This is a genomic window from Arthrobacter sp. LAR12-1-1.1, assembly GCF_040676555.1.
Lineage (GTDB): Bacteria > Actinomycetota > Actinomycetes > Actinomycetales > Micrococcaceae > Arthrobacter.
Map to the genome: position 1 here is coordinate 91,376 of NZ_JBEGIG010000004.1, position 16,164 is coordinate 107,539.

Here is a 16,164-nt window from a genome sequence, read left to right on the forward strand (position 1 = left end):
AATTAAATAACTGCGACGCGCCAATTCGAATAGACAGGCGGCCTGCTTGTTTGGTGGAGGGGCGTCCGCGGTTTCGTTACGCGGACCGTTAACAATTTACTGAGGGCCGGTACGACCGTCACTCGTTCTCCACAACCTTCGGAACCGTTACCGGTTAAGCAGGTGACGCAATCGTTGCACTTGGAAGCGTCACCTGTCAAACTGGTGACATGAAACATTCATTCGTCTGCGGCAATCCGGCCCTCGACTTCGCCGCAACGGTGCGCTCACGGCTCGGGACACCGCTGGAGATGTTCTCGTCACCTGAGAGCCTGGACGCCTGGTTCCGTGAATCGGGCATTATCGACGGGGACACCCAATTTCAACCGGCCGACCTTGAGCAGGCCATCGTGATCCGGGAGGCCATCTACTCCCTCGTTCACACCAAAATAGCCGGGGATGACTACGACGGCGACGCCCTCTCCATCGTGAACGACGCCGCCCGCACACCGCCGGCCGTCCCGCAGCTCACGCCTGACGGGCGAGTGACGGAAGCGACCCCAATAGAGGCGCTGTCAACTGTGGCACGGCATGCCATCGAGGTCCTCAGCGGACCCGACGTGCCGCTGCTCAAGGAGTGCGCGAACCACGAGTGCACCCGGGTCTACATCGATCGGTCCCGGGGAGCGCGCCGGGAGTGGTGCGCCATGGACCCCTGCGGCAACAAGATGAAAGCTGCCGCCTACCGTGCCCGCAAAAGAGAAGAGAAGCTGGTCCCTGCAGCCGGAAAATAACCGCGGACGGCTACGGGCTGGTCGGCGACATCGGCCAGTATGAGAACATCTGGCGCATGGCCTACGTGCGCGGTCCGGAGGGGATTATCGTATCCCTGGCCGAGCGGATCGACTGACCCGCCCTCACCCGAAGACGGTCCAGCAGCGCGGCACCTCGGATCTCTGAGAGCTCGGAAAGCTTCAGTCTTAGAGGTGATGGTGGTCCTTATTGGGCCGGCGGCACCCGCGCGTTCAGGGCCTCATTGACCGGGGCGAAGGCGACCCGGTCCAGGACAAGTTCGATCTCGCGGATTTTGCCTGCGTTGATGGTGAGTAACTCGATGCACCTCACGGCCCCAGCAGCCGTATCGGTGATGAAGTCATACACGACGCAGGCACGGTCCTGCGCGGTGAAGACCTCCCGGATCCCATTGCGGACCAGGGCCGGGAGCAGGCGCTTGAGTGCCGTGGTCCATCCGGCCTTGTCGAGGGTCGTGCCGGCGAAAGTGGCTACAAGATCCTCACCGAGCAGGTTTTCAAGGGCTTCCATATCGTGGGAGCCAACGGCCTGGATGTAGGAGCGTGCGATCCCTTCGACGCTGGAGTCCGGCATGAGGGACCTTTCTTGAGCGGCGGAGAGGCTCCCTAAGGGGCCACGGGCAAGCCAAGAATCCGCGGGTGGTCACATCGTTTCCCAGAAGCCTAGCGGCCGGGGCGTGGGACGGGAAGGTCCACGCGGCGCATCAACAAATTGTTGACAAGACGATGTTGATGCCAGAAAGTGGTGGTGTCGGCGGGCGTAGAGCCGACGGGAACGGAGACCGGAATGAACGAGATCAACGGAGCCGGTGGCGAGTCCCGCGATGCTGCAGAGGCTCTCCGCCAAAGCCAGGCGACGCGGGTGTTGCTGGACAGAGGCGCTTCCGAACTGTCGCCCAGGCCCTGGCTGGGTGAGCGGCAACCCCCTTCCGCGAGCGACCTGGTCCAGCACGTCCTGTGGCGGGCCAACGGGACCGGTAGCGGAGCGGCGGTGGATGGTCTGGACTTGCGGGCGGGCCTCACCCTTATTTCAGCCGCCCGGGCCGAGATGGATGGTCTGGAAACCGCGCTCCTGTTCCTGGCACGGGCCGAGGGGCTGACCTGGGCACAGATTGCACAGAGCCTTGGTCTCCGCTCGGCGCAGGCCGCGCAGCAGAGACTCGACCGGCTGTCCGGCAGGCCCGAGACGGGTGCGGTGGGCTGACATGGAATCTACCTCTCCGGCCAAAGCCGGGACAGAAAGTTGGGATCACGCCAGCGCCGTTCTCACCGGAATCGGTGCCAGCCCGGGTACCGCGTGCGGGACTGCGCGCACCGTTCAGAGCCTCGATCAATTCTCCGCGGTGACCCCTGGCGACGTCCTGGTCTGCCGCACGACTGACCCCGCCTGGACACCACTGTTCGGGGTGGTCGCTGCAGTCATCACGGAAACGGGCGGGATGCTTTCGCATGCCGCTATCGTCGCCCGCGAATACGGCATCCCCGCCGTGCTGGGGATAACGGACGCCCTGACCCGTATCACTGCCGGAACGACGCTCATGGTGGACGGAACTCATGGAACCGTCCACGGGAAACCGGCAAGTCCCGGAGCGGGTCCATGACGAGCCCGCAGCAACCATCAATGATGCTCACCCTCCACGCCATGAGGCTGCTTGGCTTCGCCGACACTGAGTCAGTTGCAGAGCGGTTCGGCCAGGATCCGCACCACGCCGAACGACTCCTTATTGATGCCGGCGCGAAAGGGTGGGCGTTGCGCTCCTCATTCGGGGGAACCCGGGGCTGGTCCCTGACAGTCGCGGGCAAGACTGAAAACGAACGGCTCCTGGCGGCGGAACTGGACAGCACAGGCGGTTATGCAGTGATCACGGCCGTGCACGCGAAGTTTGCACCGCTGAACGCAGACGTCGTGGCCGCCTGCAGCAAACTCCAACTCCACTGGCTCGCCGATGGAGATCAGCCAAATGGTGGGATCGACGAGCAAACACATCAAACCTTCGCCCAGGCGGCGGCGTCCCTAAGCGATCTGGAAGTCCGCCTGACCGCGGTGTTATTGGTTCGGCGGATACGCGAAACGCCTCGAACAAGCAGTGGCAAACGCAGCCACGGAACCGGCTTGGCTCACAGCCACAGACCGTGACTCCTTCCACCGCGTATGGTTCGAGTTGCACGAAGACCTCATCGCCACCCTCGGCATCCCGAGGTGAACACTCCATGCAGACCCAAGACCTGCTCTCTCTTTCACTCTGATCGCCCTTCACTCATGACGGCCGCGGCTGATGCCGAACTGCGAGATGAGGCTGATCAGCGCGAGGACGACAGTCGCGCCTCCATATCCGACAACCGTCGGCATGAGGCCCAGCGGGGCGGCGAGCTGGCCAGCGATGATGACGGGCAGGCCGAACGCGATGTAGGCGACAACGTAAATGGCTGCCACGATGCCCGCCCTCTGCTGGGGGCCGGCCAGCGGCATGATCAGGCGCAGTGATCCGGAAAAGGCTGCCCCGAAGCCGACACCCGTAATGACCAGCCCGGCGATCATGAGCGCAAGGCTTCCGGCGAGCACGCCGGTCACGACGCCGATGGTCCCGGCGATGGACGCATAGATCCCAAGAGTCATACCGTTCCGAGGGCTAAGCCGCCCGAAGGCGACAGCCACGACAGCAGCAGTTGCCGGCGCAATGAAACCGCTGAGGCCGTTGACCAGGCCGCTGTTCAAGTGGAAGACGTTGCGTACGATTGTCGGCGCGAGTCCGAGGGACAGACCTGCGAGCATCCAGATTGCGGCTATCACGGGGGCGGCGGCGGCAAATTCTCTTCTGGCAGCCGGCGGAACGGAGATGCGCGGGATCAGGGAACTCAACGCTCCGGGTGTGCGGGTCACGCTCTCGGGAGAGAGCGCGACGACGACGATTCCCAGGACGGTCACGATGGCGAGGACGGCAAAGATGATCGTGTTCGCCTCGGGCGTGAACTGGATGGCGAACCCCGCAAGCAATGCGCCGACAGCGAGCCCTGCGGTCATGCCGACGCTGCCAAGGATGCTGCCCAGTTTCTTTCGGTTCGGCGGTGCGAGTTCGGCGAGGGCGGCTGTGAATGCGCTGGTGGCAGCGCCGGTGGCGAGGCCCTGCACGACGCGGGCGGCGATCACCCACCCGATGTCGGGCGCTGCCAGGAACATCAGGGTCGCCACGAGTTGAACGAAGAGTGCACCGATCAGCACGGGCCGCCGGCCTACATGGTCTGAGAGTGAACCGACAGTCAGCATGGCCGCAAGGAAGCCGATCGCGTAGACGGCGAACGCGAGGGTCAGAACCGCCGCGGGAAAGCCCCACCGCTCTTGGTAGAAAGCGAGCAGTGGCGTCGGCGCACCCGCCGCCAGGTACAGGCTGATGAAGGTGACCGCGCTCCCTGCGAAAGCCACCCCGGAAGGAAGCTTGGAGCGACGGGGAGCGGCCGGAGGACGAGTTTCGAGGGTTGTACTAGGCGACATTGAAAGGCTTCTGTTCTGCCGGCCAACGCTCTCCGGCAACGTAGTTGATTTGTATGTTGTGGTCCGGCGCCCGGGGCAGCGCGGCGCTGACTGATCAGGCCTGCCCCTGCTCAATCCAGTTGCCGTTTGCGGCAATTTCGAGATCGTCGAACCCGAGCTGCGCATCCGATTCGATATGGGGTCCGATAACGACTGGAATGTCCGTGCCGCGTTTCACGAGGCGCAACGGGCCGCCGTCGTCGGACTGCAAATACCGGTTGCCCCACTGCATCAGCGCGAACACCGCCGGCATGAGATCTGCACCCTTCGGCGTCAGGACGTACTCATAGCGCTTCCGCTTGCCCTCTTCCTGGTACGGACGCTTCTCGAAGAGGCCAATATCCGTAAGTTGCTTGAGCCGGGCGGAAACTATGGCATCGGTGCCTTTTGTCCGTCGCACGAAGTCGTCGAATCGGGTGGTGCCGTAGATGGCCTCCCGCAGGATGAGCATCGATGACCGGGTTCCGATTATTTCCATCGTCATGGCGATGGAGCAGTTCTCCATCCGCCAGGCGCCCCGATCCTCGAGCGCGCCTTTGAGTTTGATTGACATCGACCCACCTGCCTAACTTCCAGTTGTAGTAGTTAGATCGTGGCGGCTGACTACCAAAATGTCAAGCTAGCTGAATGAAGGTTCCATCCAACGTCACCCTCTTGACAGGTGACGGAAATGCATGCCAATATCGTTACCAGTTGAACCGGTGACGCAGAAGTGGTTGCCGCATTCTTCAGCACTTCCCCCCAAGATCCCGCCCCCTCCCGGGCAGCGGAAGCACGTAGACCGTCAAACCCACTGAGAAGGAACCACAAATGGCGCAGTCCACCACCGAGATACTGACAGACGCACTCAAGCAGGCCGCGGCTGCTCACGGCATCTACGAAGCCGAAGTCCTGGGCGGGGTGTACGACACCGAATGGCCGCAGTGGTACGCGGAACACATGACCCGCGCTCTCGCCGCGGCTGGGCACCGGCTCACCACCAGTTAGGGTCTCCGCCTCCCCGGGCAACCGGCGCAGCCTGTTGCCGTACAAAAACCACCAACCCACTCAGCAAACTCAACACAAAGGATTGACATCATGGATTTGAAGCTTGAAGTACTGTTCGTTCCCGTTTCCGACGTCGACCGGGCCAAGGCCTTCTACGAATCGCTCGGATTCCGCGTCGATATCGACTACATCGCCAGCGAGGACTTCCGGGTGGCGCAGCTGACCCCTCCCGGGTCCGAAGCATCGATCATGATCGGCAAGAGCATCACCGCTGCCGCACCCGGATCACTCCAGAACCAGATTTTCGCCGTGAAGGACATCCTCGCGACCCGGGCCGACCTCGCTGAAAAGGGCGTCGACGTCTCCGAGGTATTCCACTACGCGAAGGGATTCATCTTCAACCTCGACAACCAGCACCGCGTTGCGGGCCCGCACCCGGAACGCGCCGACTACCAGTCCTTTGCCTCCTTCAGCGACCCGGACGGCAACAGCTGGCTTCTCCAGGAAATCAACACCCGGGCGCCCGGACGTTGAGCACCCAACCAACCCACTCAGCAGACTCAACACAAAGGATTGACATCATGGATTTGAAGCTTGAAGTACTGTTCGTTCCCGTTTCCGACGTCGACCGGGCCAAGGCCTTCTACGAGTCGCTCGGATTCCGCGTCGATATCGACTACATCGCCAGCGAGGATTTCCGGGTGGCGCAGCTGACCCCTCCCGGGTCGGAAGCATCGATCATGATCGGCAAGAGCATCACCGCTGCCGCACCCGGATCACTCCAGAACCAGATTTTCGCCGTCAAGGACATCCTCGCGACCCGGGCCGACCTCGCTGAAAAGGGCGTCGACGTCTCCGAGGTATTCCACTACGCGAAGGGATTCATCTTCAACCTCGACAACCAGCACCGCGTTGCGGGCCTGCACCCGGAACGCGCCGACTACCAGTCCTTTGCCTCCTTCAGCGACCCGGACGGCAACAGCTGGCTTCTCCAGGAAATCAACACCCGGGCGCCCGGACGTTGAGCACCCACAGCGGTTCAGCAGAATACGACCTGATCGTGCTCGGGGGCGGCGCCGTGGGAGAGAACATCGCCGACCGCGCCGTCCAGGGTGGCCTGAGCGCCGTGATTGTCGAAAGCGAGCTCGTGGGGGGCGAGTGCTCCTACTGGGCATGCATGCCATCAAAGGCGCTGCTGCGCTCCGCCCAGGTGCTGCGGGCAGCCCGTCAGGTTCCCGGGGCCGCGCAGGCCGTGACCGGTGAACTCGACGTGCAGGCCGTGCTGGCACGGCGGGACTCGTTCGCCAGCAACTGGTCCGACAGCGGCCAGGTGAGGTGGCTCGAAAGCGCCGGCATTGCCCTGGTGCGTGGTCAGGGCCGGCTCACTGGCCCCAAGGAAGTCACTGTCACGGCCACGGACGGTTCTACGACGCTGCTCACCGCCCGCCACGCCGTCTCCGTTGCCACGGGATCAGACGCGCTCCTGCCCGACATCGACGGACTCGCTGATGCCCGGCCGTGGACCAGCCGGGAGGCCACCAGCATCAGGGCCGTCCCTGAAAGCCTGGCGATCATCGGCGGCGGCGTTGTTGCCACCGAGATGGCGACAGCTTTCGCCGCCTTTGGCACGGCAGTAACCCTGGTCTCCCGCAGCGGGCTGCTCTCAGGCATGGAGCCGTTCGCTGGTGAGCTAATTGCGGAAGCCCTCCGTGCGCAGGGTGTCCACGTCATTCTCGAGTCGAAAACCACCCGCATCACCCGGGACGAAAGCAGCGTCACCATCGAAACCGGGGACGGCAGGACCATCTCCGCCCAGGAGGTGCTCGTCGCGACGGGTCGTACACCCCGCACTGGAGATATAGGCCTCGATTCGATCGGCCTCAAGCCCGGGGCGTGGATCGAGACTGACGACACCATGCTGGTTCCGGGATTCGACTGGCTCTATGCTGCCGGCGACGTGACGAACCGGGCCCTGCTCACCCACCAGGGGAAGTACCAGGCCCGGGCGGCCGGTGACGTTATCGCCGCCCGCGCTTCCGGAGCAGCAGTATCGGACGCGCCATGGGGAACCCATGTGGCCACCGCCGACCACCAGGCGGTGCCGCAGGTCACCTTCACCGACCCCGAGATCGCGTCCGTGGGGCTCACCGCCGCGGCCGCACGGAAGAGCGGCTACGACATCAAGGTAGTCGACTACGAGATTGGGCACGTCGCCGGCGCCAGTGTGCGGGCCGACGGCTACACCGGCACCGCCCGGATGGTCGTTGACGAAGAGCGGAAAGTCGTTCTTGGCGTGACGTTCGTCGGCCCGGACGTGAGCGAACTGCTGCAGGCCGCGACAATCGCGGTCGTCTCAGAAGTCCCGCTGGACCGATTGTGGCATGCGGTACCGGCCTACCCCACGGTCAACGAGGTCTGGCTCCGGCTTCTCGAAGGATACGGGCGCCCGACCCGGTAACGGGCCCCCTCGGCGCTGCCTCTTGCGAGCGGCGCCTGCTCGCCCGGACGCCATGACAGTGCGTTTGTCCCAAGCCTGGCGACGGTGTCCTCTCCCCATCTGGCGGAGACGACACCGCCGTCGTCGGCCCTGTCCACGTCGCCTGACAAGACGACTTCACGGACCTCTGCGCCTGGGCTCCTCCCACTAAGTCCCTACCAAACGATCGGCACTCCATGTCCCACAGCCCCCTCTCGGAACACGAAAAAAGTTTGCTTGAGCAGCTCGAGAAGCAGTTCAAAGAGGACCACCCCACATTCGCCAAGGCGATGGAAGAAGTGCCGGCCCCTAACCGTTCTGCCCTCCACATCGTCGCCGGGGCAGTTACCGTGGTGGCTGGCTTTCTGCTCCTGCTGCTGGGCGCAGCGCTTCAGGGCCCCGTTCCGAACATCCTGGTCGGTGTCCTCGGTTTTGCCGTGATGATCGTCGGGGCGTTTCTCGCCATGAGGCACACTTCGGTAGCCAAAAACAGAGCACCTGCGCCGACCTTTCAAAAACCGGAATCGGTCGAAAGGACAAAGGCGGGCAAGGATCGACGTCCCTTCAGGGACGCCTTCGGAGACTGGGCCTTGTGGGGCCTGTTTTGGTGGGTGTAAAGCTGAATCGGCGACAATCTGCGAAGCCATTGCGGGGATGAGGAGGACCGGATGCGCGTCCAAGGTGACGGGCCCACGTTGACTTCCCGTTCGAGCGGTGCGACCGCGAAGGTCGGTGGACCCACGACGGAAACTCGGCGTTCGGTGCTTCTGGCCACCGTGGATCTCATAGACCGGCTCAGCTACCCGTCGGTGACCATCGATGCGGTCGCGCGCGCATCCGGCGTCAGCAAGTCCACGATCTATCGGTATTGGCCCTCCCGACAGGCCCTCATCCTCGAGGCCTACACGTACAAGACCAACAAACTCACCATTGTGCCGGACACGGGGAACGCGATCGAGGACCTTCGGACGTACCTGATGAAGCTGGCCCACTGCCTGAACTTCGCCGGCGCTGCCTCCACCGTCTCGGGGTTGATCGTCGACGCGATTAACGATGACGAATTTGCCCAGCTGTATCGGGCAACCCTGTTGCAGGAGCGCCGGAAATCGTTGTTGGTCATCCTCCTCAAGGGCCAGCGCCGGGGACAGATCCGCAAGGAAGTGGACCTAGGAACCGCGATTGATGCGATCTACGGCGCAGTCCATCACCGCCTGCTCGTCAGCGGGCAGCGCATTGATGAGCCCTTCGTTGCGGCCCTGACCGACCTTGCACTGCGCGGAATCTCCACGGCGCACGCTCAGAGCCGAACGAAATAACCTGCGAGTTTTCCTCTCTTTCGGGTGGAACGCTACCGGCAACTTCGTCCCACTTCTTTGGCGTCTGGTCACTCGACTTCGCAGACTGGACGAAGAGCCGAGGAAGCCCCCTTCACCGGACTTACCCAAGAACAGGATTGAAAAGAATATGTCTGTCATGACCCCTATCAACATCAACGTAGCCAAGGAACACTCGGAGTTGTACAAGGTGGCGATTGCGTTATCCGCACAGGCCGATGCTGCCGCCAAAGACGCAGGCCTGCCGGCATTGCTAATCGAACTGATAAAAATCAGGACCTCGCAGATCAATGGCTGCGCCTTCTGCATGCGCCTCCACACGGGCGACGCCATAAAGAAGGGCGAGACCAGTGAACGCCTCGCGGTCCTGCCGGCATGGCGGGAAACGTCCTACTTCACGGAGCAGGAACAGGCCGCGCTGAGCCTCAGCGAGTACGTCACCGGGATAGCCGACTCGCATGCGAACCGGCGCCTCTACGAGGAAGCTGTTGACTTCCTCACCCCACAGCAGGTCTCAGCGGTCACTTGGATGACGGTCGGCATCAATTCCTTCAACCGAATCGCCCTCACCAGTTCCTACCCGGTAGTACCCAAGGGATGACCGAGGTCATTGATCCGGGTGGTCCCCAGCGGCGCTGAGAATCGCGCCGGCGTCCCGGGCCCGGTCCGCCGCACCGCTTACGACGGCGCGCCAGAAGGCCCAGAACCGCGACTGGCCGCCACAGTGAAGGTCACATCTGGTACGTCCCCCACTCTTGCTGGCACACTGAGCCGATGAGCGATCCTCTCCCCCAGTCCAGGCGGCCTGGCATCCGCGCCGCGATGTTCGTGGATTTCGACAACGTCTACACCGGCCTGATGGCCTTGGACCCGGCGGCCGCCAAGAGATTCGCTGAGGATCCCAAGCATTGGACGGAAGCGTTGGCCGCCGGCGGCGCGGGCGAGGAATCCCGGCGCTTCCTGATCCGCAACTGCTACCTCAACCCGGTGATCTACTCCAAGTACAGGCCGTACTGGACGCGTGCCGGCTTCCGTGTGATCGACTGCCCCTCCCTCACGCAGCGGGGCAAGTCCAGCACCGACATCAACCTGGTGCTGGACGCGATGGATGCCCTGTCCGGCGCGGCACATGTTGAGGAATTCTTCGTCGCGTCGGCGGACGCGGACTTCACGTCGCTGGTCCAGCGGTTCCGGGCGGCTGACCGCATGACGACGGTGATCGCGGCCGGCGCCGTGGCGTTCGCCTACCGGGAGATGGCCGACAGCGTGGTGGAGTCGCACGACTTCGTGGCAATCCTCAACGGGACCTCGGCCGAGATCCATGCCGTGGCATCTGTCCAGACGCAGCGGGCAGAAGGGGCAGTGAAGACGACGAAGTCCAAGGCCACGACTCTCTCCGGCGCGGCCAAAGAGGTCTGCGACTTTGTCCGGACTGCCCCGGGCCCGGTTGTCGGGGCCATGGTGGCTCACCGGGCACTCACGGCCGATCCCTCGCTGAAGACCGACTGGGGCGGCTGGGGAAAGTTTGGTAGCTGGGTGGCACAGATCGGCCACGGCGTTGAATATTCCGCTGCGCGGGGTGGCTGGGTCTGGGACGCGCAGAGGTTTTCCGGCGACGATCTGCCCGCCGAGGCTGAGGACGGGCCCGGCATCGAGGAACGGGTTGCCCGGGTCACTGATGTGCCTGCACTCTCCGCCGCCCAGTTCCGTCAGCTGCTCGAGGCCATGGCGGCCAGGCTCCATGAGCAGCCGGTCACTCGAAACGAGCTGTCCCGCGTGGTCCGGGACGACTGCGTTGCGGCCGGGCAGCCGGTATCCCGCTCGGCCGTCAACTTTGTGATCCAGGGCGTGGTGTACGCGGGAGGTTCCCTCTCCGAGGAAATGACGGCCCAGGAACTCGCCGCCGCATGGGCCAGAAACGTGGAAGAGCTGTGCCGGCTTGCCCTCATGGAGTTCGACGACGCCGAGAAGCTCGCGCTCAGGCGCTGGGCCGGCGGCGGGCTGCTGGAGTCCGGCCCAGGCGACTCCCGGGCATAGCGCTGATCGGCTGGGCCGAAGATAGATCAATCAAACCTCTTTGATCGATCTATCTGAATTGATAGAATTGTGGCGTGAGCCACACCATATCCCCAGAGGATCAGGCGGCGCCGGAATTCCTCCGCCTGGCTGGACACCCCGTGCGGTGGCAGCTGCTGGGCGAGCTGGCCCGCAGCGACCGGCAGGTGCGCGAACTAACGGCGCTGGTGGGTCAGAGGCAGAGCCTGACCTCCTACCATCTTGGCCAACTGCGCGCAGCCGGTCTGGTGACCATGCGGCGCAGCTCGGCTGACGGACGTGACACGTACTGCAGCCTCAACCTGGCTGCCTATCGCGAACGGCTTGCCGCATCCGGCGCGGCGCTTCACGCCGGCCTGCGGCTGGTCCCGGCTGAGCTGGCACTGCCCGCGGACGGTCTTGGGGGACCGCCGGGTCAGTCACGCGCGCAGTCACCCGTTCGGGTGCTGTTCCTGTGCACGGGCAACAGCGCCCGCTCCCAGATGGCCGAGGCGATCCTGGGGCGCCTGGGCGGCTCACGGGTCGAAACCGCCAGCGCCGGCAGCCACCCCAAAGACCTGCACCCCAACGCCGTGCGCGTGATGGGTGAGCGTGGCATGGACATCAGCGGCGCCCGCTCCAAGCATCTGAGTGAGTTCGCCGAGCAGCGCTTCGACTATGTGATCAGCCTTTGTGACCGCGTGCGGGAAGTGTGCCCGGACTTCCCGGGGGCGCCGGCGATGGTGCATTGGAGCATCCCCGATCCGGCGGCCGAGGCAGCCAGTCAGGACAGTTATCCGGCGTTTGTTCGCACCGCGGAGGAACTGAACACGCGGATCCAGTTCCTGCTTTACGCAATCGAAAACTCCCAAACGAGTTCGGAAAGGAGCTAGAAATGCCCAACGACCTTACGGAACTGGTCAGCGTCCGATACATGGTGGCCGACGTCGATGCGGCGGTCGACTTCTATACAAAGCACCTCGGGTTCACCCTCAGGATGAGCGCCGCACCGGCGTTCGCCGACGTCACCCGCGGCCGGCTGCGGCTCCTCCTGAGCGGGCCAAGCAGCTCGGCAGGCCGGCCCATGCCGGACGGCGCGGTGCCAGCGCCGGGAGGATGGAACCGGATCCACCTCATCGTGGGCGATATCGCGGCCGAAGTGCACCGGCTGCGCGCAGCGGGCCTCACGTTCCGGAACGACATCGTCACCGGCCCAGGCGGACAGCAGATCCTGCTGGAAGATCCGTCCGGCAACGTAGTCGAGTTGTTCCAACCCGCCGGCCAATAGCGGCCAGCGGACGACGCCGGGCCCTCCCGCCGTCGTCCGCTTTCGTTTAGTCAGTTTCCATAGGACAGCGCCTGCGACAGGATGACTGCCAACAGGGCACCGGCTGTGAGAATGACAGCCCAGGTTTCCCTGCGCAACCGCCGATCGGCGCGCTTCCGGTGCGATGACTCGCAGCGCGGCACATTTGTCGGTTTCATGGCCTACCGCAAAATGACGGTGCGGTTGCCGAGCAGCAGAATCCTGCCTTCACAGTGCCAGCGGACGGCGTTGCGGAGTGCCGCGCATTCGGCGTCCTGGCCCACCGCCACCAGGGCATCGGCGGTGTACGTGTGGTCCACGTCGATGACCTGCTGGGAAATGATCGGGCCCTCGTCGAGTTCGGCGTTGACGTAGTGGGCCGTGGCGCCCACGGTCTTGACGCCACGGTCGTAGGCCTGGTGATACGGCTTCGCGCCTTTGAAGCTGGGCAGGAACGAGTGGTGGATGTTGATGGTCCGTCCTGCCAGCTGGGCCGAGAGCTCATCGCTCAGGACCTGCATGTACCGGGCCAGCACCACGAGTTCCACGTCGAAGGCGTCCACCAGCTCCATTAGCCGGGCCTCTGCCTCGGGCTTGGTGTCCTTGGTGACTGGCAGGTGGAAGAACGGGATGCCGTGCCACTGGACCAGGCCCTCCTGGTCGCGGTGGTTGGACACCACGGCCACGATCTCCACCGGGATGTCGCCGGTGCGCGCCCGGAACAGTAGATCGTTGAGGCAGTGGCCCATTTTGGACACCATGACCAGGACGCGGCGTTTGCGGCCGTGCGGTTCCAGCTGCCAATTCATCTCCCACTTCTCGGCCACAGGCGTGAAGTCGCGGCGCAGGTCCTCGGTGCTGAAGGACTCCTGGCGCGAGGAGGAGTCTGAGGAGGAGTCGGAGGAGGAACCCGAGGAAAAGTGGACGCGCATAAAGAAGTGCCGTTGCCCCTTGTCCCCGTACTGCTTGATGTCCAGGATGTCGCAGCCGTGGTCGAGCAGGAATCCCGAGACCGCGTGGACGATGCCCGGCGACTCCGCACAGTCGACGGTCAGGACATGCTCTGCCGTGGCAGCGGGTTCCGCAGGTGCAGGGTCGGGGCTTTTTGGGGTCTGTGCGGTCATTTCTGCACCTTCTCAAGCTCTCGTGCAACAGCTGATGCCTCTTCCTGCGCGAGCTCGGCCTGGAACCGTGAATAACGGGCCAGGTGGGCGGGACGCCGGCGCAGCACGAACCACGCGGCGCCGAGCAGAACGAACCAGACCGGCGTGACCAGGAGCGCCAGAAGCGTGTCCGGCTGCGTGGTCAGCGCCCAGAGAACGAAGGCGAAGAACGCGAAGACCACGCAGACCATGGGGATTCCGCCCGGCATCTGGAACTTGGACGCCTCATGCAGGTGCGGGCGGCGGCGGCGGAAGGCCAGGTAACTGGCCAGGATGATGGACCAGACGAACACGAAGCAGACGGCGGACACGGTGGTCACCATGTCGAAGGCCTTGCCGATGTCCTGTCCGGCGTACATCAGCACCACGCCGGAGAGCAGGAGGACGCAGGACAGGAACAGGGCGTTCTGCGGGACCTTGCGCCGGGACAGGCTGCTGAAGACCGACGGCGCGTCGCCCTCCTGTGCCAGCCCGTAGACCATGCGCGAGGTGGAGTAGATGCCGGAGTTGGCCGAGGACATGGCCGAGCTGAGCACCACCAGGTTCACAATCGTTGCCGCAGCTCCGAGCCCTGCCAGGGAGAACATGGCGATGAACGGGCTGTGGCCAGCCTGGAACTGGGTCCAGGGAGTGACAGACATCAGGATGATCAGGGCGCCCACGTAGAAGAGCAGCACGCGGATGGGGATGGAGTTGATGGCCTTCGGCAGGCTCTTCTCCGGGTCCTTGGCCTCCGCGGCGGTGGTGCCCACCAGCTCAATGCCCACAAAGGCGAACACTGCGATCTGGAAGCCGGCCACAAAACCCATGAACTCGTTCGGGAAGAAACCGCCGTGGCTCCACAGATTCGTGAAGCTGGCAGGGCCGGCGTCGGACTGGAAACCGCTGAAGATCATGAACAGACCCACCACGATGAGCGCCGCGATCGCGATGATCTTGATCAGCGCGAACCAGAACTCCGTTTCGCCGAACGCCTTCACCGTGGTGAGGTTCAGGAGCAGGAGGATGGCCACGGTGGCCAGGCCCGGGATCCACAGCGGCAGCCCCGGCCAGAGTTCCTCGGAGTAGCCTGCGATGGCGATGACGTCCGCGATTCCCGTGATCACCCAGCAGAACCAGTAGGTCCATCCGGTGAAGAAGCCGGCCCAGGGCCCGAGGAGGTCCGCCGCGAAGTCGCTGAAGGATTTGTAGTTCAGGTTGCTTAGCAGGAGCTCGCCCATCGCCCGCATCACAAAGAACAGCATGAAGCCGATGATCATGTAGACGAAGATGACGGAGGGTCCGGCCGCGGAGATGGTTTTGCCCGAGCCCATGAACAGGCCGGTGCCGATGGCGCCGCCAATGGCGATCAGCTGGATGTGCCGATTGCTGAGCTGCCGCTCAAGATGCGGTTCCTGCTGGGAAGTTACGGTTTCAGTTGTCACGTGCTGCTCCTCGAATCAATGCTGTCTGGAGTGCTGCTGAGATGGGCGCCTGACCCGGTCCGCCGGGAACAGAGTCAAGGCTGTTGAAGCTGTAGAGATGGATGCCCGCGAGATTGCCAGGCTGGCTTTCCAGCCCGGACACCAGGCTTTGCGGGGAGTAGCGGTCGCCGCTCAGGAGCTTGCGCGCAAGTGGGCCCTTCCGGCTGAGGAACTTCAGGGAACTTCCGACGCCGATCTGCGTCGCCAGGGAGACCAGTTTGGTCCGGGGCACGGACCCCGCCACCCCGGCCCAGACGGGCAGCTCAACGCCTTCGCGGCGCAGCAGCGCCGCATAGTCAAGGATTTTCTCCGGGGCGAAGCACATCTGGGTCACAACGTGCGAGGCCAGGTGCTGCTTTGCCAGGAGCGCGTCCAGCATGTCCACGGGGCCGGCGGAGGGGTGGCCCTCCGGGTAGCCCGCAATGCCTGCCCGCACGAACCCGCCGGAGTACTGCGCAATATCCTCCAGCAGAGGAAGGGCGGACTCATACGGGCCGGCCGGCTGCTTCCGGTCCCCGCCGATGACAAACACCTCGCGGATGCCGGCAGCATCACAGTCGCGGAGGATTCCGGTCAGCTCGGCCCGGTCACGCAGGCTGCGCGCGGCGAGGTGCGGGATGACGGTGTAGCCCAGCACACCAAGCTGCACGGCAGTGCGCATGGTCCGCTCGATGCCGTGATGGGGCAGGCAGGTCACCGTGAGCGTGGTGGTCAACGGCACCAGGTCCGTGACCCGCTCAACGATTCCCTCGGAAGGGATGATTTCTATTCTGATGGGGAACATCATTGGTCCTCTCAATGCATCAGGTTTTTGGGCATCAGGTTTTTGGGCATCAGGTTTTTGGGCATCAGGGTTGGGTTGTTCAGGCCGTAGCCGCGAGCAGTGAGCTGGCTTCCTGGCGGGTGCTGCCGGAGCTTTCGATGTGGGCGAGTTCGGCCGGGATTTCCCAGCCTTTCTTGCGCATCGCGGTGGCCCAGAGCCGGCCGGCGCGGTAGGAGGAGCGCACCAGGGGCCCGGACATGACGCCGAGGAAGCCGATCTCGTCCGCTTCGTTTTGCAGGTCCACGAATTCCTGCGGCT

20 protein-coding genes and 1 pseudogene are annotated in these 16,164 nt (G+C 64.0%); 14 read left to right on the forward strand and 7 right to left on the reverse strand.

Going from position 1 to position 16,164, the window contains the following annotated elements; all coding sequences use genetic code 11:
* Positions 1-209 precede the first annotated feature (209 nt).
* On the forward strand, positions 210-773 hold the full coding sequence (locus MRBLAR12_RS05630) for a CGNR zinc finger domain-containing protein (RefSeq protein ID WP_364744216.1): 564 nt from the start codon (positions 210-212) through the stop codon (positions 771-773).
* 205 nt (positions 774-978) lie between these two features.
* Here the strand turns inward: MRBLAR12_RS05630 and MRBLAR12_RS05635 are convergent, their stop codons facing one another.
* On the reverse strand, positions 979-1,365 hold the full coding sequence (locus tag MRBLAR12_RS05635) for a nuclear transport factor 2 family protein (RefSeq protein ID WP_364744225.1): 387 nt from the start codon (positions 1,363-1,365) through the stop codon (positions 979-981).
* Between the two features lie 213 nt (positions 1,366-1,578).
* Here MRBLAR12_RS05635 and MRBLAR12_RS05640 point away from each other — a divergent pair, with 213 nt between their 5' ends.
* Genes MRBLAR12_RS05640 through MRBLAR12_RS05650 form a run of 3 tightly spaced genes read left to right on the forward strand, consistent with a single transcriptional unit; the run spans position 1,579 to position 2,928 of the window.
* Positions 1,579-1,995, forward strand: coding sequence for a hypothetical protein (locus MRBLAR12_RS05640; RefSeq protein ID WP_364744228.1), 417 nt, complete (start codon positions 1,579-1,581; stop codon positions 1,993-1,995).
* A gap of 1 nt (position 1,996) precedes the next feature.
* Complete coding sequence (locus tag MRBLAR12_RS05645) at positions 1,997-2,392, forward strand: PEP-utilizing enzyme (protein ID WP_364744230.1); 396 nt, start codon at positions 1,997-1,999, stop codon at positions 2,390-2,392.
* A gap of 20 nt (positions 2,393-2,412) precedes the next feature.
* Positions 2,413-2,928, forward strand: a complete 516-nt coding sequence (locus MRBLAR12_RS05650) for a hypothetical protein (RefSeq protein ID WP_364744232.1) — start codon at positions 2,413-2,415, stop codon at positions 2,926-2,928.
* A 117-nt stretch (positions 2,929-3,045) separates the two neighbouring features.
* Here the strand turns inward: MRBLAR12_RS05650 and MRBLAR12_RS05655 are convergent, their stop codons facing one another.
* Positions 3,046-4,212 carry an MFS transporter gene (locus MRBLAR12_RS05655; protein WP_364744234.1) on the reverse strand — a complete coding sequence of 389 codons (1,167 nt, stop codon included), beginning with the start codon at positions 4,210-4,212 and terminating at the stop codon, positions 3,046-3,048.
* A 163-nt stretch (positions 4,213-4,375) separates the two neighbouring features.
* The gene (locus tag MRBLAR12_RS05660) at positions 4,376-4,873 is read right to left on the reverse strand and encodes a winged helix-turn-helix transcriptional regulator (protein ID WP_364744236.1); all 498 of its coding nucleotides are present in this window, start codon (positions 4,871-4,873) and stop codon (positions 4,376-4,378) included.
* Positions 4,874-5,130: 257 nt separating this feature from the next.
* Between MRBLAR12_RS05660 and MRBLAR12_RS05665 the strand changes: the two genes are divergently transcribed.
* From MRBLAR12_RS05665 to MRBLAR12_RS05710, 10 genes are all read left to right on the forward strand, one after another.
* Positions 5,131-5,307 (forward strand): hypothetical protein, encoded by a 177-nt coding sequence (locus tag MRBLAR12_RS05665; RefSeq protein ID WP_364744239.1) that lies wholly within the window; start codon positions 5,131-5,133, stop codon positions 5,305-5,307.
* A gap of 90 nt (positions 5,308-5,397) precedes the next feature.
* Positions 5,398-5,841, forward strand: a complete 444-nt coding sequence (locus MRBLAR12_RS05670; RefSeq protein ID WP_229995143.1) for a VOC family protein — start codon at positions 5,398-5,400, stop codon at positions 5,839-5,841.
* Positions 5,842-5,888: 47 nt separating this feature from the next.
* Positions 5,889-6,332, forward strand: a complete 444-nt coding sequence (locus MRBLAR12_RS05675) for a VOC family protein (RefSeq protein ID WP_364744242.1) — start codon at positions 5,889-5,891, stop codon at positions 6,330-6,332.
* Positions 6,329-7,765 carry a dihydrolipoyl dehydrogenase family protein gene (locus MRBLAR12_RS05680; protein WP_229995144.1) on the forward strand — a complete coding sequence of 479 codons (1,437 nt, stop codon included), beginning with the start codon at positions 6,329-6,331 and terminating at the stop codon, positions 7,763-7,765. Before MRBLAR12_RS05675 ends, MRBLAR12_RS05680 begins: the two co-directional genes overlap by 4 nt.
* A gap of 215 nt (positions 7,766-7,980) precedes the next feature.
* Positions 7,981-8,400 carry a DUF3040 domain-containing protein gene (locus MRBLAR12_RS05685; protein WP_364744245.1) on the forward strand — a complete coding sequence of 140 codons (420 nt, stop codon included), beginning with the start codon at positions 7,981-7,983 and terminating at the stop codon, positions 8,398-8,400.
* Positions 8,401-8,478: 78 nt separating this feature from the next.
* On the forward strand, positions 8,479-9,099 hold the full coding sequence (locus MRBLAR12_RS05690; protein WP_364744248.1) for a TetR/AcrR family transcriptional regulator: 621 nt from the start codon (positions 8,479-8,481) through the stop codon (positions 9,097-9,099).
* Positions 9,100-9,256: 157 nt separating this feature from the next.
* Complete coding sequence (locus tag MRBLAR12_RS05695; RefSeq protein WP_364744251.1) at positions 9,257-9,718, forward strand: carboxymuconolactone decarboxylase family protein; 462 nt, start codon at positions 9,257-9,259, stop codon at positions 9,716-9,718.
* A gap of 173 nt (positions 9,719-9,891) precedes the next feature.
* Positions 9,892-11,154, forward strand: coding sequence for an NYN domain-containing protein (locus MRBLAR12_RS05700; protein WP_229995148.1), 1,263 nt, complete (start codon positions 9,892-9,894; stop codon positions 11,152-11,154).
* A gap of 74 nt (positions 11,155-11,228) precedes the next feature.
* Positions 11,229-12,044, forward strand: coding sequence for an ArsR family transcriptional regulator (locus MRBLAR12_RS05705; protein WP_229995149.1), 816 nt, complete (start codon positions 11,229-11,231; stop codon positions 12,042-12,044).
* 2 nt (positions 12,045-12,046) lie between these two features.
* Entirely contained in the window at positions 12,047-12,439 is a 393-nt protein-coding gene (locus tag MRBLAR12_RS05710; protein WP_229995150.1) for a VOC family protein, read from the forward strand.
* A gap of 200 nt (positions 12,440-12,639) precedes the next feature.
* Here the strand turns inward: MRBLAR12_RS05710 and purU are convergent, their stop codons facing one another.
* The 4 genes and pseudogenes from purU to MRBLAR12_RS05730 all read right to left on the reverse strand — a co-directional run.
* Positions 12,640-13,581 (reverse strand): formyltetrahydrofolate deformylase, encoded by a 942-nt coding sequence (gene purU, locus MRBLAR12_RS05715; protein WP_229995151.1) that lies wholly within the window; start codon positions 13,579-13,581, stop codon positions 12,640-12,642.
* Positions 13,578-15,044, reverse strand: coding sequence for a D-serine/D-alanine/glycine transporter (cycA, locus tag MRBLAR12_RS05720; RefSeq protein ID WP_229995152.1), 1,467 nt, complete (start codon positions 15,042-15,044; stop codon positions 13,578-13,580). Before cycA ends, purU begins: the two co-directional genes overlap by 4 nt.
* Positions 15,034-15,870, reverse strand: coding sequence for a methylenetetrahydrofolate reductase (locus MRBLAR12_RS05725; RefSeq protein WP_364744257.1), 837 nt, complete (start codon positions 15,868-15,870; stop codon positions 15,034-15,036). The genes cycA and MRBLAR12_RS05725 overlap by 11 nt, the downstream gene beginning before the upstream one ends.
* Positions 15,871-15,946: 76 nt before the next feature.
* Positions 15,947-16,164 (reverse strand): annotated as a pseudogene (locus MRBLAR12_RS05730) (lipoyl synthase); the annotation flags it as partial.